The 21,154-nt window shown below is 71.8% G+C and carries 20 protein-coding genes and 1 pseudogene; 9 read left to right on the forward strand and 12 right to left on the reverse strand.

The window, feature by feature from the left end; genetic code table 11:
• Nucleotides 1-4 precede the first annotated feature (4 nt).
• Nucleotides 5-532 carry a hypothetical protein gene (locus tag ACWD10_RS25225; protein ID WP_451094698.1) on the reverse strand — a complete coding sequence of 176 codons (528 nt, stop codon included), beginning with the start codon at nucleotides 530-532 and terminating at the stop codon, nucleotides 5-7.
• A 121-nt stretch (nucleotides 533-653) separates the two neighbouring features.
• Between ACWD10_RS25225 and ACWD10_RS25230 the strand changes: the two genes are divergently transcribed.
• Both ACWD10_RS25230 and ACWD10_RS25235 read left to right on the forward strand, forming a co-directional pair.
• On the forward strand, nucleotides 654-1,331 hold the full coding sequence (locus ACWD10_RS25230; RefSeq protein WP_451094700.1) for a response regulator transcription factor: 678 nt from the start codon (nucleotides 654-656) through the stop codon (nucleotides 1,329-1,331).
• Nucleotides 1,324-2,568, forward strand: a complete 1,245-nt coding sequence (locus ACWD10_RS25235) for a sensor histidine kinase (protein ID WP_451094702.1) — start codon at nucleotides 1,324-1,326, stop codon at nucleotides 2,566-2,568. The genes ACWD10_RS25230 and ACWD10_RS25235 overlap by 8 nt, the downstream gene beginning before the upstream one ends.
• 101 nt (nucleotides 2,569-2,669) lie before the next feature.
• On the opposite strand, the gene ACWD10_RS25240 is transcribed toward ACWD10_RS25235, so the two are convergent.
• On the reverse strand, nucleotides 2,670-3,044 hold the full coding sequence (locus ACWD10_RS25240) for a GntR family transcriptional regulator (protein WP_451094704.1): 375 nt from the start codon (nucleotides 3,042-3,044) through the stop codon (nucleotides 2,670-2,672).
• Nucleotides 3,045-3,138: 94 nt separating this feature from the next.
• Between ACWD10_RS25240 and ACWD10_RS25245 the strand changes: the two genes are divergently transcribed.
• Complete coding sequence (locus ACWD10_RS25245; protein ID WP_451094706.1) at nucleotides 3,139-4,086, forward strand: GNAT family N-acetyltransferase; 948 nt, start codon at nucleotides 3,139-3,141, stop codon at nucleotides 4,084-4,086.
• On the forward strand, nucleotides 4,067-4,666 hold the full coding sequence (locus ACWD10_RS25250; RefSeq protein WP_451094708.1) for a DUF402 domain-containing protein: 600 nt from the start codon (nucleotides 4,067-4,069) through the stop codon (nucleotides 4,664-4,666). The genes ACWD10_RS25245 and ACWD10_RS25250 overlap by 20 nt, the downstream gene beginning before the upstream one ends.
• A gap of 37 nt (nucleotides 4,667-4,703) precedes the next feature.
• Here the strand turns inward: ACWD10_RS25250 and ACWD10_RS25255 are convergent.
• Nucleotides 4,704-5,633 (reverse strand): annotated as a pseudogene (locus ACWD10_RS25255) (NUDIX domain-containing protein); the annotation flags it as partial.
• A 169-nt stretch (nucleotides 5,634-5,802) separates the two neighbouring features.
• Between ACWD10_RS25255 and ACWD10_RS25260 the strand changes: the two are divergent.
• Together ACWD10_RS25260 and ACWD10_RS25265 are read left to right on the forward strand one after the other, a co-directional pair.
• On the forward strand, nucleotides 5,803-6,486 hold the full coding sequence (locus ACWD10_RS25260) for a pyridoxamine 5'-phosphate oxidase family protein (RefSeq protein WP_451094710.1): 684 nt from the start codon (nucleotides 5,803-5,805) through the stop codon (nucleotides 6,484-6,486).
• 137 nt (nucleotides 6,487-6,623) lie between these two features.
• The gene (locus ACWD10_RS25265; protein ID WP_451094712.1) at nucleotides 6,624-6,758 is read left to right on the forward strand and encodes a hypothetical protein; all 135 of its coding nucleotides are present in this window, start codon (nucleotides 6,624-6,626) and stop codon (nucleotides 6,756-6,758) included.
• A gap of 2 nt (nucleotides 6,759-6,760) precedes the next feature.
• On the opposite strand, the gene ACWD10_RS25270 is transcribed toward ACWD10_RS25265, so the two are convergent.
• The 4 genes from ACWD10_RS25270 to ACWD10_RS25285 are packed head-to-tail and all read right to left on the reverse strand — an operon-like array spanning nucleotide 6,761 to nucleotide 10,296.
• Complete coding sequence (locus ACWD10_RS25270; RefSeq protein WP_451094714.1) at nucleotides 6,761-7,252, reverse strand: GNAT family N-acetyltransferase; 492 nt, start codon at nucleotides 7,250-7,252, stop codon at nucleotides 6,761-6,763.
• Nucleotides 7,249-8,757, reverse strand: coding sequence for a tripartite tricarboxylate transporter permease (locus tag ACWD10_RS25275; protein ID WP_451094716.1), 1,509 nt, complete (start codon nucleotides 8,755-8,757; stop codon nucleotides 7,249-7,251). Before ACWD10_RS25275 ends, ACWD10_RS25270 begins: the two co-directional genes overlap by 4 nt.
• Before the next feature lies 1 nt (nucleotide 8,758).
• On the reverse strand, nucleotides 8,759-9,316 hold the full coding sequence (locus ACWD10_RS25280; protein WP_451094718.1) for a tripartite tricarboxylate transporter TctB family protein: 558 nt from the start codon (nucleotides 9,314-9,316) through the stop codon (nucleotides 8,759-8,761).
• A complete protein-coding gene (locus ACWD10_RS25285) occupies nucleotides 9,313-10,296 on the reverse strand; it encodes a Bug family tripartite tricarboxylate transporter substrate binding protein (protein ID WP_451094834.1) in 984 nt (327 codons plus the stop codon). The genes ACWD10_RS25280 and ACWD10_RS25285 overlap by 4 nt, the downstream gene beginning before the upstream one ends.
• 193 nt (nucleotides 10,297-10,489) lie before the next feature.
• Between ACWD10_RS25285 and ACWD10_RS25290 the strand changes: the two genes are divergently transcribed.
• The 3 genes from ACWD10_RS25290 to ACWD10_RS25300 all read left to right on the forward strand — a co-directional run bounded on the left by ACWD10_RS25290 (nucleotide 10,490) and on the right by ACWD10_RS25300 (nucleotide 13,050).
• Entirely contained in the window at nucleotides 10,490-11,200 is a 711-nt protein-coding gene (locus ACWD10_RS25290; RefSeq protein WP_451094720.1) for a response regulator, read from the forward strand.
• 250 nt (nucleotides 11,201-11,450) lie between these two features.
• Nucleotides 11,451-12,470, forward strand: a complete 1,020-nt coding sequence (locus ACWD10_RS25295) for a lytic polysaccharide monooxygenase (RefSeq protein WP_451094722.1) — start codon at nucleotides 11,451-11,453, stop codon at nucleotides 12,468-12,470.
• A 118-nt stretch (nucleotides 12,471-12,588) separates the two neighbouring features.
• A complete protein-coding gene (locus ACWD10_RS25300) occupies nucleotides 12,589-13,050 on the forward strand; it encodes an SRPBCC family protein (RefSeq protein ID WP_451094724.1) in 462 nt (153 codons plus the stop codon).
• Nucleotides 13,051-13,086: 36 nt separating this feature from the next.
• On the opposite strand, the gene ACWD10_RS25305 is transcribed toward ACWD10_RS25300, so the two are convergent.
• From ACWD10_RS25305 to ACWD10_RS25325, 5 genes are all read right to left on the reverse strand, one after another.
• Nucleotides 13,087-14,058 carry a DNA polymerase Y family protein gene (locus ACWD10_RS25305; RefSeq protein ID WP_451094726.1) on the reverse strand — a complete coding sequence of 324 codons (972 nt, stop codon included), beginning with the start codon at nucleotides 14,056-14,058 and terminating at the stop codon, nucleotides 13,087-13,089.
• On the reverse strand, nucleotides 14,055-17,522 hold the full coding sequence (locus tag ACWD10_RS25310) for a DNA polymerase III subunit alpha (RefSeq protein WP_451094728.1): 3,468 nt from the start codon (nucleotides 17,520-17,522) through the stop codon (nucleotides 14,055-14,057). The genes ACWD10_RS25305 and ACWD10_RS25310 overlap by 4 nt, the downstream gene beginning before the upstream one ends.
• 178 nt (nucleotides 17,523-17,700) lie before the next feature.
• On the reverse strand, nucleotides 17,701-18,783 hold the full coding sequence (locus ACWD10_RS25315; protein WP_451094730.1) for a S1 family peptidase: 1,083 nt from the start codon (nucleotides 18,781-18,783) through the stop codon (nucleotides 17,701-17,703).
• A 316-nt stretch (nucleotides 18,784-19,099) separates the two neighbouring features.
• Nucleotides 19,100-19,990 (reverse strand): SPFH domain-containing protein, encoded by an 891-nt coding sequence (locus ACWD10_RS25320; RefSeq protein WP_451094732.1) that lies wholly within the window; start codon nucleotides 19,988-19,990, stop codon nucleotides 19,100-19,102.
• 168 nt (nucleotides 19,991-20,158) lie between these two features.
• Nucleotides 20,159-21,061 carry a S1 family peptidase gene (locus ACWD10_RS25325; protein WP_451094734.1) on the reverse strand — a complete coding sequence of 301 codons (903 nt, stop codon included), beginning with the start codon at nucleotides 21,059-21,061 and terminating at the stop codon, nucleotides 20,159-20,161.
• Nucleotides 21,062-21,154: the final 93 nt, after the last annotated feature.

Here is a 21,154-nt window from a genome sequence, read left to right on the forward strand (position 1 = left end):
CGCCTCAGCCGTTGTCCTGCGAGCAAAGCTTGTTGGCCTTCTCGAACTGGTCCTTCTTGCCGTCCGGGATCTTCATGGCCTCGCCCTTGGCGCCGCCGCCCTCGAACTTCGGGTCGGGCATGTCAATGCCGTTCTTCCGCATGCACTGGGCGTACTTGAGCATCTTGTCCTTGTCGGCCTGCGTCATCTTTCCGCCGCCCTTGCGGCCGGTGCTGCCGCACTTCTTCATGGCCTTCTCGAACTTCGCCGGGTCCGAGCCCTGGTCGAGGGTGAGGCCGCGCGGGTCCTGGCCGGGCTTGGGGTCCGGGATGTCGATGCCGTGCTTGCGCAGGCACTGGCGGAGCTTGAGCGCGGCGTCGACGTCCTTGCCGCCGTCGCTCACCGAGCTGCCGCCGCCCGCGGCACCGCTGTCCTCGACGCCGCCGGAGGAGTTCGAGCAGGCGGTGGCGAACAGGGCGAGGCCGCTGCAGCCCGCCACCACGGCCATCTGGAGCGACCGCTGCACGTTCGATGTCGTCCGCGTCTTCGGCACCTTGGGTCTCCTTGCGAGATTCGGTTGCAGGTGGCCGGAGCCTGGCAAGGAGTGCGGTTTCGTCTCTCTCACAGCACCCGCTTATCCCGGCGAAATGCGGCCCTCCGGTAAACAGGGGCCCATGCGTGTACTGGTGGTGGAGGACGAGGCGTTTCTCGCCGAGATGATCGCCGACGGGCTGCGCCGCGACGCGCTCGCCGTGGACGTGGCGGCCGACGGCCTCGAGGCGCTGCGCAAGCTGCAGCTGGGCGAGTACGACGTGCTCGTCCTCGACCGGGACCTGCCCGGACTGCACGGCGACGAGGTGTGCCGACAGGTGGTACGGCAGCGGCTGCTCACCCGGGTCCTGATGCTCACCGCCTCCGGAACCGTGCGCGACCGCGTGGAGGGCCTCGGCCTCGGCGCCGACGACTACATGAGCAAGCCGTTCGCGTACGACGAACTCCTCGCCCGGGTGCTCGCCCTCGGCCGCCGCGTCCACCCGGCGCTGCCGCCGGTCCTGGAACGCGGCGGCCTCGTCCTGGACACCGCGCGCCGCACCGCCGCCCGCGACGGCCGCCGACTGGCGCTCTCCCGCAAGGAGTTCGCCGTCCTGGAAACGCTGCTGCGCGCGGACGGGGCCGTGGTCCACCACGACGACCTGATCGAACAGGTCTGGGAGGAGGACACCAGCTACCGCACCAACGCGGTCCGCGTCACCCTCAGCAAGCTGCGCGCGAAGCTGGGCGAGCCTCCGGTCGTGGAGACGGTGCCGGGGGCCGGGTACCGGATCGCGGACGGGGCGACCGCGGATGCGTGACCGTACCGCCTTTTCAAGGGTTCTGGGGCACCCGAGTCCGCTGGGTCTGCGAGGGATTCCGGGCAGCGAGCGCGTCCGGCTCACCCTGCTCTACGGCACGCTGTTGTTGCTCTCCGGCGGGGCCCTGGTCGCGCTTGTCTACGTTCTCGTACGACAGAGCCTCTACCCCAGCATCACCCGCGCCGTGACCACCGCGGCGCCGGCGTACCGGATGCCCGCCACCCCGGTGGACCCGCGGGCGACGCCGAGCCCGGCCGCCTCGACGGCCCCGGGGTCGTCCACCGCCCTCGACGGCCAGGACTACGCGGTGACCCGGGGCGCGATCTCGGACGCCGTGGAGCAGGCCGCCCTGAGCCGGCTGCTGACCGTCTCGCTCCTGGCGCTCGCGCTGTTCGCGGTGGCGTCGATGCTGCTCGCCTGGTGGATGTCGGGCCGGGTCCTTCGCCCCGTCGGGGTGATCACCGAGCGGGCGCGGAAGCTCTCCGGCGAGAATCTGCACGAGCGGATCGCGCTCAAGGGCCCGCGCGGCGAGCTGAAGCGGCTCGCCGACACCTTCGACGGCATGCTGGGCCGGATCGAGCAACTGGTCTCCGCGCAGCAGCGGTTCGCCGCGAACGCGGCGCACGAGCTGCGTACCCCGCTCGCCGTGCAGCGGGCGGCGGCGGAGATCGGGCTCGCGGACCCGGACGACCCGGAGCGGGTACGGCGGATCCGGGCCAAGCTGATCGACCTGGCGGACGACAGCGAGCGCCTGATCGAGGGGCTGCTCCTGCTCTCGGTCGCCGACCAGGGCCTGAGCCGCACGGAGCCGGTCGACCTGGCGGAGACGGTCACGGAGGCGGCCGCGGGCCTGGCCGAGGAGGCGGCCCGCCGCGACGTCACGGTGCGCACGCACACCGAGCCGCTGACGGCGCCCGGCGCCCCGGTGCTCGCCCACCACCTGGTGGCCAACCTGCTCGCCAACGCCGTACGCCACAACGTGCCCGGAGGCACGGTCACGGTCCGGGTCGGCCCGGCGGGCCTCACCGTCACGAACACCGGGCCCGAGGTGCCGCCCGAGGCGGTGCCGCGGCTCTTCGAGCCGTTCCATCGCGGGGGTGGGCGGCGTGGGCACGGCCCCGGTGAGGGGGCGGGGCTCGGGCTGTCCATCGCGGCCGCCATCGCGCGGGCCCATGGGTGGGACCTGACGGCCACGCCGAATCGGGCGGGTGGGCTGCGGGTGCGGGTGACTATCTGAGCCCGTCCGGCGATTGAGGACGAGCGCGTTCAGCGCGAAAGGGCGGGGTCTGGGGGCGCAGCCCCCAGTTACGGGAAGGGGCGGGACTGGGGAAAGAAGACCTACCCGTACACGGCCCGCACCGCCTCCTCCACGGCCGCAAGTGCCGCGTCCCGCGACGCCCCAAGCCGCCGGGCCTCCGAGGCATACTGCGCCGCCGCCGCGGCCAGGCGCCGCTCAGCCGCATCCCCCGCCGCCGCGATGAACGTCCCGTTCCGCCCCCGCGTCTCGATGACCCCGTCGGCCTCGAGTGCCCGGTAGGCCTTCGCGACGGTGTTCGCCGCGAGCCCCAGTTCCTCGGCGAGCCCGCGCACGGTCGGCAGCCGGTAGCCCACCGGCAGCGCCCCGGATCGCGCCTGCTCCGAGAGCTGGGAGCGCAGTTGCTCGTACGGCGGCGCAGCGCCCGCGCCGTGGTCCACATGGATCTTCAAGGTCACGGCCCCGATTGTTCCGCACACCCGGGTCCGTCCCGCGCCCAACCCCCGCGAAATTCCCGGGCGTACACCCGCCTCGCCCCGTACTGTCCGCCCCATGACTGTGATCGTCCGAGATTTCCGCCCCGAGGACGCGGAGGGCACGGCCGAGGTGCTGCGCGCGTCCGTGCCCCCGCTGGTCGTCGTACCGGAGGAGATCGGCTGGGAGGTGGAGTACGCGCACCCGGCCGCCCGGTACCGGATCCTCGTCGCCGAGGAGCGCGCCGAGGGCACGGGGGGCGACGTCGGCGGGCGGATCGTGGCGCGCGGCCAGGTCGGCCTCGCCCATGACAGCCCCAAGCCCGGCCAGGCGTACGCCAATCTGTATGTCCATCCGGAACGGCGCGGCCATGGCATCGGCTCCCTGGTGCTGCGCGCCGCCGAGGAGCATCTGGCCGGGGCGGGCGCCACGGCCGTGCACTCCTGGGTTCTGGACGAGACCGCGAACCGCGCCTTCGCCGAGCGCCATGGCTATCGCCCGGGCCGCTCGGCGCACTTCCTGCGCCTCGACCTGGCGCACGGCACGCTGCCGCCGCCGCCCGAGCCGCCCGCCGACGTGGAGCTGCGCACGGCGGCGGACTTCGCGGCCGACCCGCGCCCGCTGTTCGACCTGGACGCGGCGGTGACCGCGGACGAGCCGAGCGACATCGGGGCCGACCTCGACGACTACGAGGACTGGCTGCGCACCACCTGGCACCGGCCGAGCCTGGACCGGGAGTTGAGCGTGGTGGCGGTGGTCGACGGCGTGCCGGTGGCGTTCACGGCGGCCCGTACGGACGGCCGCGGCCGTTATACGTCGGGCATGACCGGCACCGTCCGCGCCCACCGTGGCCGGGGCCTGGCCAAGCTCGTCAAGACCCACTCACTGCACCGCGCCCGCGCCGCCGGCTGCACCGAGGCGTTCACCGGCAACGACGCGGGGAACGGCCCGATGCTGGCGATCAACCGGTGGTTCGGCTACGAAATCAGCGCTACGGAGGTACGTCATGTCCGCGAACTCGCCTGAGCCCCGGCCCGAGCCCGACCCCGAGCGCGTCGGCGGCCCGGTGGAGGTCGTCCTCCGCAAGGCCGGGCGTACCAAGATCCGGTACGCCGCCGAGCTGCTGCGCGACGACGGCAACTGCATCACGGTGCGGGCGCCCTGGGCGGGCGCGGGCGACCGGGACTTCGGGTTCGTCCGCTTCGAGGTCGGCGATGTGTTCACCGAGCACTACTGGCGGGACCGCTGGTACGCGGTGAAGGAGGTGCACGCCCCCGACGGCACCCTGAAGGGCTGGTACTGCGACGTGACCCGGCCCGCGGAGCTGCACGAGGCGCTCGACAACGGCGCTGTCGGCGGCGCAGGTGGCACCGGGCCCGCCGAACTCGTCGTCGAGGACCTGGATCTGGACCTGTGGGCGTCCGGCGACGGCCGTACCGTGCTCCGCCTCGACGAGGACGAGTTCGCCGAGAGCGGCCTCACGGAGCGCGACCCGGCCGCGGCGGCCGAGGCGGTCCGCGCTCTGGACGAGCTCGAACTCCACGCCAAGGGCGAGGGGTTGGCCTCCCTGGTGCCACAGCTCCCGCCACCTCACACGCGCCCGTAGGGGCGCGCCGGGCCGGGTCAGGTCAGGTCAGGTCAGGTCAGGTCACCACGAGTTCCACCTCGAACCCGGACTCGTCCACCAGATAGGCCGCGCGGTGCCCGGGCCCACCCGCGTACGGATGCCGCTCCGGAAAGAGCAGCCGCCAGCCGTACGCGGGCGCCTCGGCCACCAACTCCTCGAGGCCATCGGGGGCGGCCGGTCCGCCTGCGACGTGGAACGCAAGGTGATTGAGCCCGGGCCGGGTGCGCTCGTGGCGGTCCGCGGTCAGGTCGGGTGACTGCTCGATCACCACATAGCTCCCCCGCGGCCCGCCCCGGCGCCAGCTCCGCCCGTGTTCCCAGCGCTGATACGGCTCGTGCCCGAGGCGGCCGAGCAGCCATCCCCAGGACCGTTCGGCGGCCGCGAGATCCGGCACCCACAGCTCCACGTGGTGCACGCCGCCCGTCCCACCGGTCCCGGTCTCCGGCAGGGCCACCGCACGCCGCGGCGCCGTACCGTCGTACGCGATGGAGTCGCCGTCCTCGTGCCAGTGCAGCACGAAGCGCTCGCCCCGGCGGTAGGCGTCGAGCCCTGCGCGGCAGTACGCGACCATGGCGTCCGGCAAGGCGGACAGCGGGTACCAGGCGAGCCCGGAGCACTTGTCGGGCTCGCGGTTGACCGGCTCGCCGGGCACCTCGCCGGGGCCCGGGCCGCACACCGCCTCGAAGAACCAGCCGATCCGGGGCCGCCCGCCCGGCCCGCGGTGCTGCATCACGAGGGCCACCCGCAGCTGCTCCGGGGCGAGTTGGAGCCCGATCTCCTCATACGCCTCACGGATCAGCCCCCGGTGCGCGTCCTCGCCGTCCTCTATGTGGCCGGACGGGGCATGCCAAAGCCCGTCCGCGTACCCGGTGTTGGCCCGGCGGGCGAGCAACACCTCGTCACCGCGGCGCAGGATGAGGTGGACGTCCACGACCTCGGTGTGCCGCCGGGTGGCGGCACCAGAGGTGGCATCGGCATCGGCAGTGCTCTCGGTCATGCGGCGATCCTGCCACCCACCACTGACAACGACGGATTTCGTCGCGTTAGGCTCTATCTACAACGAATAACGACAAGAATCTGGCGACCCACAGGACTAATCAGTAGCCTCAGCGCCCATGAGTGATCACTCCCGCACCCTCCCCGTAACCGACCGCACCCGCCACCGCCGCCTGCGTGAGCAGGGCAGCCTCGACCGGGACGAGCTGGACGCGGTGCTCGCCGCCGGGTTCCTGTGTCACCTCGGTGTCAGCGTGGACGGCACGGTCATGGTCGTACCTACGGTGTACGGCTGCGACGGCGGGACGCTCTACTTCCACGGCTCCGTGGCAAGCCGCAGCCTGGCCGCCGCGCCGGAGGCGCCCGTGTGCGTGACCGTCACACACGTCGACGGCCTGGTGCTCGCCCGCTCGGTCTTCGAGCACGGGGTCAACTACCGCAGCGCGATGGTCTACGGAGTCCCGCGCGCGGTGACCGACCCGGAGGAGAAGCTGGCCGGGCTGCGGTGTCTGACCGAGCAGTGCACGCCCGGGCAGTGGGAGTACGCGCGCCGCCCGAACCGTAAGGAGCTGGCGGCCACGGCGCTGCTCGCGCTCTCCCTCGACGAGTGCTCGGTGAAGACGCGCTTCGGACCGCCGGAGGACGGGGACGGCCCGGATGCCGCGCTCGGCCTGTGGGCGGGGGTGCTGCCGCTGCGGACGAGCTGGGGCACCCCGGAACCGGATCCCACGCTTCCCTCCGGTACCTCGGTTCCCGTCCACATCGCGGACCTCGCCGACCCTGCGGAACTCAAGTCTCACTAAAGAACGCACCGCGTCACACCGGACGACGTGACGCACGCCACAGACAGCGGTGCGGCGATGAGTAAGGCTCCTTGTCCGGGTCTACCTCCTTGCACCCCCGCAGGGCACCCGGCAGCGACTCCACCTAGGAGGCCGTTATGCGCCGCCAGACCGTTCAGAAGCCCGTCCGGACGCCCGCGAGCCGCCGTGAGCGGGAACGCCGCGGGGAGACCACGGGGCCACGCCCCGAAGTCCGCAAGGACATCGCGAAGACCTGGTGGCCGGACGGCTGAGCTCAGCCAAGGTCCTCAAGGCTCACCGACTTCCGATAGTGGATCCGGTCGTACGCGGCGCCGTCATGCCACTCCACGCGCCGCTCCACGACCTCGTACCCGAAGTGGGCGTAGATCTTCTGGTTCTCCCACATCTTCGCGTTGGTGAGCAGCCGCACCTCGGGCAGCCCGAGTGCGCGCGCCCGCCGTTCCACGAACTCGAGGAGCACGCGCCCGAGGCCGCGCCCGTGGGCCTCGGGGTGGAGCGCGATGGACTCCAGGTAGAGGTGGTCCGCGTGCGGCTCCAGGACCACGAGCCCGACGACCGGCTCCCCGATCACGAACACCCGCCCCGCCGCCACGTCCTCGGCGTGGTCCCGCTCCATCGGCGCGGGCCTGCGGCCGATGCGCTCGATGTAGTGGTGGTACGCCGTGTCGGTGACCGCCTTGACGGCGGGCACGTCGGACGGGTCGGCGGGGCGGATGTCGCTTGCGTCGAGGGGCGTATCGATCATGCGTCCACGGTACGGTCCTCCGAACTGCCCCGCTTGATCAGCCTCTTCAGCAGCGGCCAGGCAAGGATCAGCACGATCACGGCGTAAATCGTCACCGAGAAGGGCGTGTTGACGAGTCCGGTCACCTGGCCGTCGCTGATCTGGAGGGCGCGGCGGAGCTGTTGCTCGGCGGCCGGGCCGAGGATGACGCCGATGACGGCCGGCAGGACGGGCAGTCCGTACCGCCGCATGCCGAAGCCCACCAGGCCGATGACGAGCAGGATCACCAGGTCGAGTGCCTCTCCCCCGACGGCGTACGCGCCGACCGCGGCGAAGAAGAGGATGCCCGCGTAGAGGTACGGCCGCGGGATGCGGAGCAGCTTCGCCCACAGCGGCGCGAGCGGCAGATTCAGTGCGAGCAGCAGCACCATGCCGACGAAGAGGGACGCGATCAGGCCCCACACCAGTTCCGGCTCCCGCTCGAAGAGCAGCGGGCCCGGCTGAATGCCGTACTGCTGGAAGGCGGCGAGCATCACGGCCGCGACGGCGGTGGTGGGCAGGCCGAGGGTGAGCATGGAGACGAGGGTTCCGGCCGCGGACGCGGAGGCCGCGGACTCGGGCCCGGCGACGCCCTCGATGGCGCCCTTGCCGAACTCGTCCTTGTGCTTGGACAGGCGCTTTTCGGTGACGTACGAGAGGAAGGTGGGGATCTCCGCGCCACCGGCCGGGATCGCGCCGAACGGGAAGCCGATCGCGGGGCCGCGCAGCCAGGACTTCCAGGACCGCTTGACGTCGGCCTTGCCGAGCCAGGGGCGGCCGACCGGGATGGCCTCGCCGCTGGAGCGGCGCAGATGGGCCGCGACCCACAGGGCCTCGCCGATCGCGAAGAGACCCACGGCGACGATCACCACGTCCACGCCGTCGGCGAGTTGGAGCGTGCCGAAGGTCAGCCGCCGCTGGCCGGTCATCTGGTCCAGGCCGATCAGGCCGATGGTGAGGCCGATGAGCAGGGACGCGAGGCCACGGATGCGGGAGGAGCCGAGGACGCTGGTGACCGCGATGAACGCGAGCACCATGATGGCGAAGTAGTCGGGCGCGCCGATGTCGACGGCGAGTTCGGCGATCTTCGGGGCGAGCGCGACGAGCAGGATCGTGCCGACCATGCCGCCCGCGAAGTGCCCGATGGCGGCGGCCGCGAGCGCCTGGGAGCCGCGCCCGGCCTTGGCCATCGGGTTGCCCTCCATGGCGGCGACGACGGCCGCGCTCTCCCCGGGGGTGTTGAGGAGGATGGAGGTGGTGGACCCGCCGAACATGGCGCCGTAGTAGATCCCGGCGAACATGATGAACGCGCCGGTCGGATCGAGCCCGTACGTCACCGGGAGCAGCAGCGCCACGGCCATGGCGGGCCCGATGCCGGGAAGGACGCCGATCGCGGTGCCGAGCAGCACGCCTATCGCGGCCCAGAGCAGATTGAGCGGGGTGAGGGCGGTCCCGAAGCCGTCCATCAGGGAGTTGAGGGCGTTCATGTCACAGCACTCCCATCAGTGGACCGCCGGGCAGCGGCACCCCGAGCAGGTTGTTGAAGACGACGTAGGTGACGAGGGAGAGCACCGCGGCGATCAGCGGATCGCGGTCGATCCGGCGGCTGCCGAGCGCGTAGGCGGCGCCCCAGAAGAGCAGCGCGCCCGCGACCGGGAAGCCGAGCGGGTCGATGAGGACCGCGGTGCCCAGGAAGACCCCGGCGAGCAGCAGGACGGTGCGCCAGTCCGCGGGCTCGGACAGGTCCACGTCCTCGCCGCCCTCGGCCTCGCCGCGGCCACCGCGCAGCACATCGACGGCGAGCAGGACGGCGATGACGAGCAGCCCGATGCCGACCACGATGGGTACGGTCTTCGGCCCGATGGGCCCGCGCTGCGCGATGTCGACGTCCATGGTGAGGGCGTCGGTGAGGACGAGGACGCCGAGCGCCAAGAGCAGGACGCAGACGCCGAGTTCGGAGTGCTCGCGCAGCCAGGACTTGCGCCGCTCGGCGGCGGACGCGTCCGGGGTGTTGGGGCTGTCCGGGGTTTCGGTGGTGGTGGTCACAGCCCCAGCTCCTTCAGTACGGACACCACGCGCTTGTCCTGGGCCTCGAGGAAGGCGCCGAACTCGTCGCCGGTGGCGAAGGCGTCCTCCCAGCCGTTCTTCTTCAGGGACTTCTGCCACTGCTCGGAGGCGTGCAGCTTCTCCACCAGGCCGGTGAGCTTGTCGCGTTGGGCCTGGGAGAGTCCGGGCGGGGCGACGACGCCGCGCCAGTTGGTGAAGTTCACGTCGTAGCCGGACTCCTTGAGCGTCGGCCCGTCGAGACCCTCGACCCGCTCGGGCCCGGTGACGGCGAGCAGCCGCAGCTCCCCGGACTTGATCTGGTCGAGATATTCACCGACGCCGGACACCCCGAAGGCGACCTTGTTGCCGAGGATCGAGGCGAGCAGTTCGCCGCCGCCGTCGAAGGGGATGTAGTTGACCTTCTTCGGGGCGATCCCGGCGGCGCGGGCCATCAGCATGGGCGCGATGTGGTCGGGCCCACCGGGCGAGGAGCCACCGCCCACGGGCATCTTGCCCGGGTTCTTCTTCCAGGCCTCGATCAGGTCCTCGATGGTCTTGTACGGGGAGTCCTTGGAGACCACCACGACGTCCTGCTCCTCGGTGAGGCGGGCGATCGGGGTGGTGTCGGCGAGGGTCGTCGGGGAGTGGTTGGAGCGGGCGGCTCCGACGACGCCGAGTCCCATGGACATCGCGAGCTTGCCGTTGCCGTGCTCGCCGACGAGCCGGGTCAGGCCGACGGTGCCGCCTGCGCCGGGCAGGTTGAACACCTCGATGTTGTGGGTGAGTCCGGCGTCCTCGGCATCCTTGGCCGCCGTACGGGCCGTGATGTCGTAGCCGCCGCCGGGCGTGTTGGGGACCATGAAGCGCAGGCCCGGGATCTGCGTGCCGGTGTCGGCGCCGCTGCCCGAGGTGAGCAGCGGCGGCCCGGCGAGCACGAGCAGCGCGGCCCCGAGCAGGGCGAGGGGTGTGCGCAGGCGCACGGGTGCCACCACCTGTCGGTACGTGAAGGGACAAATGCCGTATATGACATACGTCTTGGTATGGGGCCGGCGGATAAGGGTTCCGTCAGCCCCTGTGAAGTGGCCCACATGTTGCCCGCGCGTTAACGAGCTGTCTCCCTTCCGCAAGCAAGGAACGTTGTGGTCGTTATGGCCACACGCTTAGCCTGCGGCGATGAGCGCGCAGCCGAAGGTCGCGGAGACAAGGGTCCTGATCGTGGACGACGACTTCATGGTGGCCAAGCTGCACGGCCGCTGTGTGTCCGCGATGGACGGGTTCACGGTGGCCGGGGTGGCGCACAGCGGCGCGGAGGCGCTGCGCGCGGCGGAACAGCTACGTCCGGATCTCGTCCTCCTTGACGTGTATCTGCCCGACATGGACGGGATCGCGGTGCTGCGGGAGCTGCGCGCGGCGGAGGAGACGGACCCGGGGCGGCCGCGTGTCGACGTCCTGTTCATCACGGCCGCGCGGGACGCGGAGGTCATCCGCTCGGCGCTGCGCGCCGGTGCCCTGCACTACCTGATCAAACCCTTCAACCAGGCGGCCCTGCAAGAACAGTTGAGACATGTGGCCGCGCTCCGTGCCCGCCTCGACGACCTGGGCGAGGCCCGCCAGGAGGACGTCGACCAGATCTTCGGCACCCGCCCGCCGGGCTCACGCGAGCTCCCCAAGGGCCTCGCGACCCACACCGCCGACCTGGTCGAACGCGTCCTCCGCGCCCACGAGGACGGCCTCTCCGCCTCCCAGTGCGCCGAAGCGGGCTCCCTTTCCCGGGTCAGCGCCCGCCGCTACTTGGAGTTCTTCGCGGAGACGGGCCGGGCGGAGGTGCGGCTGCGGTACGGCGGGACGGGGCGGCCGGAGCGGCGGTATCGGTGGGTGGGGTGACCCCGGGCCGGGGAGCAGGCCGCGGAAACGGACGATCCGGACCCGCTCTTAACCCGTACTGATCACTTCCTTAAAGGGACCATAAGGATCTCCAGAACCCCGCCTCAGCAGGCGATTTCCCGGTTTCCAGCGGCTAGCTTGCTGCACGCCGGGGCGGGTTCGGACCATCGGCACCGCTCGAACGGGGGGCTGTACCGCTGACCCGTACCCGCCCCGTACCCCCCGCTGACCGTTTCCGAGGAGACCCCCCATGACAGCTCGCCGCAAGGTCGCGACCGTCGCCGCCGTCGGCATCGCCCCGCTCGCGCTGACCGCGCTCGCCACCGCCCCCGCCGCCGCGCACGGTTCGATGACGGATCCGGTGAGCCGGGTGTCGGCCTGCTTCCAGGAGGGCCCCGAGTCCCCGAAGTCGGCGGCGTGCAAGGCGGCCGTCCAGGCCAGTGGCACGCAGGCGTTCTACGACTGGAACGGCGTGAACATAGCCGACGCGGGCGGCAAGTCGAAGGAGATCATCCCCGACGGCAAGCTGTGCAGCGCGGGCAACGACAAGTACAAGGGCCTCGACCTGCCGCGCAAGGACTGGCCGTCCACCAAGCTCTCCTCCGGCAACCACACCTTCCACTACGCGGGCACCGCCCCGCACAAGGGCTCCTTCGAGCTGTACATCACCAAGGACAGCTACGACCCGACGAAGCCGCTGAAGTGGTCGGACCTGGAGGAGAAGCCCTTCGTGAAGGTCACCGACCCGAAGATGGAGGGCGGCGACTACGTCTTCGACGGCAAGATCCCGCAGAAGTCCGGCCGCCACCTGATCTACTCGATCTGGCAGCGCTCTGATTCCCCCGAGGCGTTCTACACCTGCTCGGACGTGGTGTTCGGCGGGGACAACGCGGGCGCGTCGGACAGCGGCGACGCCGCCGCCCCGGCCCCGGAGGCCTCCGCCCCGTCCCAGGAGCAGATCGACGCGGGCGCCGACAAGTCGTCCGTCGAACACCACGGCCACGGTGACGACAGCGCCGCGACGGGCGCGGAGGCCACGGAGGCAGGCAGCAGCCCCGAGGACCACGGATCCCACGGCGATGCCGCGGCCAACGAGCCGGAGGTGAACGGCGCCGCCGAGCCCGCCGCCGGCCAGCAGAACCTCGCCGAGACGGGCGGCGACAGCACCACCCCGTACATCGCGATCGGCGGCGCCGCCGCCCTGGCCATCGGCGCAGCCGCCATGTTCGCCTCGGTCCGCCGCCGCGCGGTCGGCCGCCACGGCCGCTGATCGCTCTTAGGGAACCCGGGAGCCCGGAGCCCCACGGATCCGCCGCCGCCCCTCTTCCTTCACCTCAAGGGGGCGGCGGCGCCGTGTCCGGGCGGAGGTCGGCCCCTACGCTGAGCACGTGCCCGAGTTCCGCATCGACCGCCGCAGCCCGCTCACCCCGCACGAGGCCTGGCGGCGCGTCACCGACTGGCGGCGCCATGCCGCCCAGGTCCCGCTGACCAGAACGGTGGTCCTGACAGCGCCGCCCACCGGACTCGGCACCCGCTTCGTGGCCCGCACCGGCCTCGGCCGCCTCGCCTTCGACGACCCGATGGAGGTCACCGAGTGGGCCCCGCCCACCGCGACGGCGCCTCAGGGCCGCTGCCGCCTGGTGAAGACGGGCTCCTTCCTGACCGGCTGGGCCGAGATCGAGGTGCGGCCGCCCGCGGACGACGCAGCCACCGGCTCGTACGTCGTGTGGCGCGAGGAGCTGCGCGTGGCCCGACTGCCCCGTTTTCTGGACCCGTTGACGGCGCGGGTGGGCCGGGTGGTCTTCGGCCTGGCGCTGCGCAGACTGCTCGCGGCACGGGACCCCGCATAAGCCCGTCCGGCGTTCGAGGATCCGTAGCGCGTCGCCCTACGCGGCCAGCGTCCCCGGCCCCACAGCCCCCGCACCGAACCGCTCCCGCACCCGGTCCACCGCGCCCTCCAGCCTCCGCACCTTCTCGTCCGCGGGGTCGAAGGTCAGCTGTCGCGCGGCCCGTTCCACCGGAGCGAGCCCTTCCGCCCGCAGGGCGATGCCCCGTACCCGGGCCCGTTGCAGGCCGAGGCCCTCGTAGATGCGGTACGTGACCGCCGTGAGGTCGGCCGAGTGTGCGGTGGGCTCGCGCAGCGTGCGCGTACGCACCGTCGTCGAACGGTCCGCGTAGCGCACCGTTACCACCACAGCGCGGCATACCTGGCCGGTACCGCGCATCCGGGCCCCCAGTTCTTCGGTGAGGGAGAGCAGGGCGCGTCGGTGTCGGGTCGGGTCCAACTCGTCCCGGGGGAAGGTGCGTTCGGCGGCGATCGAGGACGTCGCCGCGTTGCGGACCACGGCGGTACGGTCCACGCCGCGGGCCTTCTCGTGCGCCTCGCGTCCGGCCCGCGCGCCGAGGATCCGCTGGAGCGTGCCGAGCGGTGCGACGGCCACCCGGCCGACCGTGTCCAGGCCGTACGCGCACAGGGCGCGGGCCGCGCTCCGGCCCACCCCTTCAAGGGCGGCGACCGGCTTGTGCTCCAGGAACTCCCGTACGCCGTCGGCCGATTCGGGCACCACACACGTCAGGCCCGGGCCCGCCTCGCGCGCCGCCATGCGGGCGAGCATCGGGTTCGGGCCCACCCCGATCACGCAGTCGACACCGTGCAGGGCGAGCGCCCGTACCCGTACGAGCGCGGCCAGCTCCGCCGCGTCCCGGCCGAAGTACCGTACGGCGCCGCGCACATCGGCGAGCACGGTGTCCGGCGGCAGCGCCGCCACGACCGGAGTCAGCTCGCCGAGCAGGCCGACCAGCGCAGGCAGCAGCGCCTCGCCCGCCGGGCCGGGCCGGAAACGTACACAGAGAATCATCCGGCGCTCCCTGGGCTCTGGTGCCACAACTTCCGTCCCCCCGCGGGCTGTTCGCCGGGTGGCTTCAGGTCGGCCCAGGGATGCATCTCGTACCCCGTGGACATCCGGATCCGCCGCTCATCACCGGAACCGGCCTCTTCGCCCGCACCCCCGTCCCCTGCAGGGGCAAGCTCCGCGAGCCGCTCCCCCACGGCCTCAAGGCCGCCCTCCGCCCGCAGCTCAAGGAGCTCCCGCAGGTCCCACGCCGCCGAGCCGACCACCGACAGGCTGCGCGGGCCGCGCCGCTGCACCACGCCGCGTACGAGAAGCAGCCAGGAGTGGAACACGGTGTGTGCGCACCGCTCGTGGCTGTCGCCGAAGAAGGCGAGGTCGACCAGGCCCGTGCCGTCGTCGAGGGTGGTGAAGATGACCCGCTGTCCGGAGCGGATCGGCGGCGTCTGGGTGGCCGCCTTGGCGCCCGCGACCAGGACGGTCTGCCCGTGCTCGGCAAGGCGAAGGCGTTTGGCCGAGGTCACGCCGAGCTCGCGCAGGAACTCCACGTGGTCGCCCATCAGATGGCGGGACGCGTCCATGCCGAGGACGCCGAGCTCGGCGCTGAGCCGCTCCGTCTCGTCCAGGTCGGGCAGCCCGGCCTGCGCGGTCCTGCGGCCACCGGCGAGCGGGAGCTGCTGCCCGTAGGAGCCGCGCCCGCCGCGGTGCAGCTCGGCGAGGTGCAGGAGCAGATCGCGCCGGTTGGCGCCGAACGCGTCCAACGCCCCCACCTGCGCGAGCCGTTCGGCCACCGGCCTGCCGGGCCGGGCCCGCTGCCAGAAGTCGAGCAGTGAGGCGTACGGCTGTCCCTCCTCGATCCGCCGCGTCTCCGCCTCGCTGATCCCGTACACATCGGAGAGCCCGAGCCGCAGGCCCCACCGGCCGTCAGCGGAACCGGCGGAACCGGACACCAGTTCGATCCGGTGCGCGGCCGCCGAGCGGTTCACATCGAGCGGAAGGATCGGCACCCCGCGCCGCCGCGCGTCCGCGAGCAGCAGCCGCTTCGGGTACATCCCGGGGTCGTGGGTGAGGAGTCCGGCGTAGAAGGCGGCCGGGTGGTGGGCCTTCAGCCATGCCGACTGGTAGGTGGGCACGGCGAAGGCCACGGCGTGCGCCTTGCAGAAGCCGTACGAGCCGAAGGCCGCGATGATGTCCCAAGTACGGTGGATCGTCTCGGCGTTATAGCCCCTGGCCGCCGCGTGCTGCGCGAACCACACCTTGATCCGTCCCTGCGACTCGGGGTCGGAGAGACCGCGCCGTACCCGGTCGGCCTCGCCCCGGCCGCAGCCGGTCATGATGTTCACCATCTCGATGATCTGCTCATGGAAGACGACGACGCCGTACGTCTCGCGCAGCGGCTCCTCCAGGTCGGGGTGCGGATACCGGACGGGTCGCCGCCCGTGCCGGGCCTCGATGAACGGCCGCACCATGTCGGCGGCGACGGGCCCGGGCCGGAACAGCGAGATGTCCACCACGAGGTCGTGGAAGGTCGCGGGCTGGAGCCGTCCGACGAGGTCCCGCTGTCCCGGCGACTCGATCTGGAAGCAGCCCAACGTCTCGGTGCTGCGGATGAGTTCGTACGTCGCCGGGTCCCCGGGCGGCACGGCGTCGAGGTCGACCCGCTCGCCGCAGGCCCGTTCGACCTCCGCGACCGCGTGGGCCATGGCGGACTGCATCCGCACGCCGAGCACGTCCAGCTTGAGCAGGCCGAGGTCCTCGACGTCGTCCTTGTCGAACTGGGACATGGGCAGGCCCTCGCCGCTGGTGGGCACCACGGGGGTCCGGGCGAGCAGCGAGGCGTCCGAGAGCAGCACGCCGCACGGGTGCATGGCGACGCCGCGGGGCAGCGCGTCAAGCCCTTCGACCAGCTCCCAGAACCGCCCGTGCCGCCCCATCTGTTCGCGTACGTCCCGCAGTTCGGGGAGTTCGTCGAGGGCGGCGCGGGCGTCCCGGGCCCGGATATGCGGGAACGCCTTGGCGAGCCGGTCGATCTCGGCGGGGTCCATGGACAGGGCGGCGCCCACGTCGCGTACGGCATGGCGCACCCGGTAGGTCTCGGGCATCGCCACGGTGGCGACCCGTTCGGCGCCGAAGCGGCCGAGGATCGCGCGGTAGACCTCCAGGCGGCGTGCGGACTCCACGTCGATGTCGATATCGGGCAGGACGGGGCGCCGCGTGGACAGGAACCGCTCCATGAGCAGCCCGTGCTCGACCGGGTCGGCGTGCGCGATCCCGAGCAGATGGTTGACCAGGGACCCGGCGCCGGACCCGCGCGCGGCCACCCGGATCCCCATCTCGCGTACGTCGTCGACGACTTGGGCGACGGTCAGGAAGTACGAGGCGAAGCCGTGGTGGGCGATGATGTCCAGCTCGAGGTGCATCCGCTCCCAGTATGCGGAGGCGTCGCGCCGCTTGTCGTACCCGTGCAGGAGCATCCCGGCGGCGGCCCGGGAGGCGAGCACCCGCTGGGCGGTGCGCCGCCCGGCGCCGACGAGGCGGGCCTCGGGGAAGTGCACGGAGCCGATACCGAGGTCGTCCTCGGGATCGACCCGGCAGGCGGCGGCAGCCTCCTGGGTGGTTTCGAGCAGTCGGTACGCGGTATCGCGCCGGTACCCGGCCGCTTCGGCGACGCGCTGCGCGGCATCCGCCATACCGTCGGCCCCCTTGAGCCAGCGCTCACCGCTGTCGAGGCCCTTGCGGGGGTCGATCGGGACGAGGCAGCGGGCCGCGTCCAGGACGTCGGCGATCGGGCCCTGGCCGGGGTCGGCGTAGCGGACGGCGTTGCTGAGCACCGGGAGCACCCGCTGTTCGACGGCGAGGCCGAGGGTGCGGGCGGCCAGGCGCAGCGAGCCGGGGCCGGTGCCCGCGAGTCCGTGGGGCACGACTTCGAGGCGCAGCGCGTCGCCGTACACCTCCCGCCAGGGCGCGAGCAGCTTCGCGGCCCGGTCGGGGCGTCCGGCGGCGAGCGCCCGGCCGACGTCGGAGGCGGGTCCGAGCAGCACGGTGAGCCCGTCCCCGTACCGCTCCGACCAGGGCAGCAGCGGAGGGCCGCCGCCGTCCCCGGCGTGCGCGGCGGTGATAAGCCGACAAAGCGAGGCCCAGCCCCGCGCCCCCTCCCGAGCGAGAAAGGTCACCCGTGGAGCGGACTCATCGACAAAGGCACCCCCGCGCACCGGCGCCCGCCGCTTCCTATGGGCGCCGCCGCTCCGTGGCGCCGCCTCCTCGACCGCGAGCTCGGCCCCGAACAGCGGGCGCACCCCGGCCTTCGCGCACGCCTTGGCGAACCGGACGGTTCCGGCGACGGTGTCCCGGTCGGTCAGCGCGAGGGCGTCCATGCCGCGCTCGGCGGCACGCTCGGCCAGGCGCTCCGGGTGGGAAGCGCCGTAGCGCAGGGAGAACCCGGACGCGGTGTGCAGATGCGTGAACCCCGGCACACGCACCTCCTGACGACCTGACCACTCTCATCCCCCTCCCCCCACCATAAACCAGTTTCGAACACACGTACGCCTTCGAACGCGGGTCACCGGCGCACCGCCCCGCGCACGCGAAAAAGGCCCGCCCGGCACGAACAGATCCGCACCGGACGGGCCCAGGACAAACTGGAAAAACCGGTCAGCCGATCTCCGCCCCGAAAGCCTCCAGAGCCTCCGGCACCGGCTGGAAGAAGGTCTCGCCGCCGGACGAGCAGTCGCCGCTGCCGCCGGAGGTCAGACCGAGCGCGGTCTCGCCCTCGAAGAGCGCGCCACCGCTGTCGCCGGGCTCGGCACAGACGTTGGTCTGGATCAGGCCGTTGACGACGTCGCCGCCGCCGTAGTCGACCGTGGCGTCCAGGCCGGTGACCTCACCGTCGTGCAGCTGCGTGGTGGAGCCGCTGCGCTGCACCTGCTGGCCGACCGTCGCCTCGCCCGCCGCCGTGATCGGCTGGGTCGAGCCGTTGTAGAGGTTGACCTCGCTGGGGTGCGCGGTGTCGCCGGTGTACTTGACGATGCCGTAGTCGTTGTCCGGGAAGCTGGAGCCCGCGTTCGTGCCGATGACCGGCCCGCCCTGCTCCTCGGACCACTCGGAGATGGACTCGGTGCAGTGGCCCGCGGTCAGGAAGTGCGGCTCGCCGCCCACGGTGACGTTGAAGCCGAGCGAACAGCGTCCGCCGCCGCCCCAGATCGCGTCGCCGCCCGCGATGAACCGCTTGAACTCGCCCTTGGAGTGCTTGAGTTCGGCCTTGGAGCCGAGCGCGTCCACGGCCTTGGTGAGCTTCTCGAGCTCGGCGCCCTTGACCGTGCGGTCGGCGGTGACGACGACCTTGTTGGTCTTCGGGTCGACGACCCAGGAGGTGCCCTTGGTGCTGGCCTGCTCCATCAGGTCGCTACGCGTGTTCTTGAGCTCGGCCATGGTGTTCTCGACGATTCTGGCCTTGGCCCCGGCCTGCTCGACGGCTCCGGCCGCCGCCTTGTCCAGGACGTTCACCACGAGCGCCTTGGCGTCGGCGTCGTAGTACGAGCCGGCGGTCTCGGCGCCGAGGTCGTTGATGAGGGTGTCCGCGAGCTGCCCGGCCGAGGTCGCCGAGAGGGTCTTCAGCTCCGGTGCGGGGGTGTCACTGGCGTTCGCGGTCTGGAGGGTGACTCCCGCGGCCACGAGCGCGGCAATGCCCGCGCCCGCAACGGCCACACGCCGCTTCGGTATCCGACGGTGCTTCAACTTGACGTCCTCCCTGGGGGGTGGAGCCCGGATCGGTGGGGTTCACCGGGCCCTGAAGGCGTACCGGCAAGGAAGCGAGCGAACGCTGTGGCGCCGGATTTCGCGTCCATGCCAATGTCGACAGCCACTATTCCCATGCGCACAGGGGGCACACAAGGTCGACTTCAGGACGCGCATGCGGCAACCGGCTTACGCCGGGGGCGCATTGGCAAAGGTCCGACCGCGCCGGTCCCACGCTCGCGCTCCCCGGCGCTTCTACGGCGCGCATGCGCCCCGTCGGCTATGGGTGAGGACTAGTCCTGTCTTGATGTCGTCCTTACGGACCGGATTCCGGCGGTACAGCGCCGGAATCCGACGGTACGGTGCCGGATTCCGACGGTACGGTGCCGGATTCCGACTGCGGCGTGCCGGAGTCCGAAGGCGTACGCGGCAGTTGTTGCCCCTGTGCCTCCGTCGCCCGCTCCAGGAACCTGAGCAGCTCCACCGGGAAGGGAAGCACCAGCGTGGAGTTCTTCTCGGCCGCCACGGCCACCACCGTCTGGAGCAGACGCAGTTGGAGCGCGGCCGGTTCCTGCCCCATCTCGTGCGCGGCCTCGGCCAGCTTCTTCGACGCCTGGAGTTCCGCGTCCGCGTTGATCACGCGGGCCCGCCGCTCGCGGTCCGCCTCCGCCTGCCGCGCCATCGAGCGCTTCATGGTCTCCGGCAGCGATACGTCCTTGATCTCCACCCGGTCGATCTGCACACCCCACCCGACCGCCGGGCTGTCGATCATCAACTCCAGGCCCTGATTGAGCTTTTCACGGTTCGACAGGAGATCGTCGAGGTCGCTCTTGCCGATGATCGACCGCAGCGAGGTCTGCGCCATCTGCGACACCGCGAACCGGTAGTCCTCCACGCGTACCACCGCTTCGGCGGCGTCGACGACCTTGAAGTAGATGACGGCGTCCACGCGGACCGTGACGTTGTCCCGGGTGATGCCGTCCTGGGCGGGCACCGGCAGGGTCACGATCTGCATATTGACCTTACGGAGCCGGTCGACGAACGGCAGGATCAGGGTGAACCCAGGACCGCGCACCTGCGGCCGCAGCCGCCCGAGGCGGAACACCACGCCCCGTTCGTACTGTTTGACCACCCTGGCCGCCGCCATCAGACCGACCGCACCGGCGGACGTCAGCACCGCTCCCGCCGTCACCAGCTCCTCGACCATCACGGCCCCCTGGGGTCCGATGGGACGCTCATGACGTCCATGACATCTACGAGGTCTCGTTCTTCGACGGTAGTCCCGGATCCGGTCAAGGGCGAGCCCCCGCCCGGGAGTTCGGACGGGGGCCCGCCTGCGTCAGCGTCAGTCGGCGAAGGGTTCAGTGGCGGCGTCTCAGTAGACGCTCACCCCGTACCGGCTCAGCGCCTCCTTGACCGGCTGGAAGAACGTCGTACCGCCGGAGGAGCAGTTGCCGCTGCCGCCGGAGGTCAGACCGATGGCGCGGGTCCCGGAGTAGAGCGGGCCGCCGGAGTCGCCGGGCTCGGCGCACACATTGGTCTTGATCATCCCGTAGACGACGTCGCCGCCGCCGTAGTTGACGGTGGCGTTGAGGCCGGTGACCCGACCGCTGTGGGTCCCGGTGGTGGAGCCGCGGCGCTTCACGGACATGCCCACGGTGGCGTCCGCGGCGCTGGTGATGTCCTGGCTGCCGACGGTGCCCGGGTGGGAGAGCGACGTGTTGGAGTAGCGCACCAGGCCGTAGTCGTTGCCGGGGAAGCTGGAGCCGGCCGTGGGGCCGATGGTGGTGGTGCGCGAGGAGTTGGTGTACCAGGTGCCCGCACCGTCGGTGCAGTGGCCCGCGGTCACGAAGTAGTAGGTGCCGCTCCCGTTACGCACGTTGAAGCCCAGGGAGCAGCGCCAGCTCGACGCGTAGATGGCGTCGCCGCCGGAGATCAGCTTGCTGAGCTTGCCTGGGGTGCGCTCGATCTTCAAGGCGCCCGCCTCGGCGCCCGCTGCACGCTTGATGCTGTTCAGCTCCGCCCGCGAGACGGTGCTGTCCGCCGTCACGACAAGGCGGTTCGTCTTCTTGTCGATATGCCAGGCGGTGCCCGCCACATCGGCCTCGAGGACAGCGTCGCTCGCCTTGCTCAGCTGGGCGGCGCTGTACGTGGTGGTTTCTTCGGCACTCGCCGTGGGCGCGGCCAGGGCGCCCGCGGCCACGAGCCCGCTCACCAGGGCGAGCAGGCCGCTACGTCTCGCGATGCCACTGCGTGGGGTAGTGCGCTCGTTCCTCACGTGACGTTCCTCCGAGGGGGGTCGAGGGCCCGCCTGGGAGAACGGGCCCGTGAGGCGCGGTCGGGGGGCGTCCGGATTCCGGATACGTTGTGC

This window comes from Streptomyces sp. NPDC002851, from assembly GCF_053591935.1.

Coding starts and splice junctions, on each gene's coding strand:
- ACWD10_RS25250 (WP_451094708.1), top strand. CDS start 4,067: ATGTCCGCGAACTCGCCTGAGCCCCGGCCCGAGCCCGACCCCGAGCGC.
- ACWD10_RS25275 (WP_451094716.1), bottom strand. CDS start 8,757: ATGAACGCCCTCAACTCCCTGATGGACGGCTTCGGGACCGCCCTCACC.
- ACWD10_RS25305 (WP_451094726.1), bottom strand. CDS start 14,058: ATGATTCTCTGTGTACGTTTCCGGCCCGGCCCGGCGGGCGAGGCGCTG.
- ACWD10_RS25235 (WP_451094702.1), top strand. CDS start 1,324: ATGCGTGACCGTACCGCCTTTTCAAGGGTTCTGGGGCACCCGAGTCCG.
- ACWD10_RS25295 (WP_451094722.1), top strand. CDS start 11,451: ATGACAGCTCGCCGCAAGGTCGCGACCGTCGCCGCCGTCGGCATCGCC.
- ACWD10_RS25265 (WP_451094712.1), top strand. CDS start 6,624: ATGCGCCGCCAGACCGTTCAGAAGCCCGTCCGGACGCCCGCGAGCCGC.
- ACWD10_RS25290 (WP_451094720.1), top strand. CDS start 10,490: ATGAGCGCGCAGCCGAAGGTCGCGGAGACAAGGGTCCTGATCGTGGAC.
- ACWD10_RS25245 (WP_451094706.1), top strand. CDS start 3,139: ATGACTGTGATCGTCCGAGATTTCCGCCCCGAGGACGCGGAGGGCACG.
- ACWD10_RS25230 (WP_451094700.1), top strand. CDS start 654: ATGCGTGTACTGGTGGTGGAGGACGAGGCGTTTCTCGCCGAGATGATC.
- ACWD10_RS25320 (WP_451094732.1), bottom strand. CDS start 19,990: ATGGTCGAGGAGCTGGTGACGGCGGGAGCGGTGCTGACGTCCGCCGGT.
- ACWD10_RS25260 (WP_451094710.1), top strand. CDS start 5,803: ATGAGTGATCACTCCCGCACCCTCCCCGTAACCGACCGCACCCGCCAC.
- ACWD10_RS25270 (WP_451094714.1), bottom strand. CDS start 7,252: ATGATCGATACGCCCCTCGACGCAAGCGACATCCGCCCCGCCGACCCG.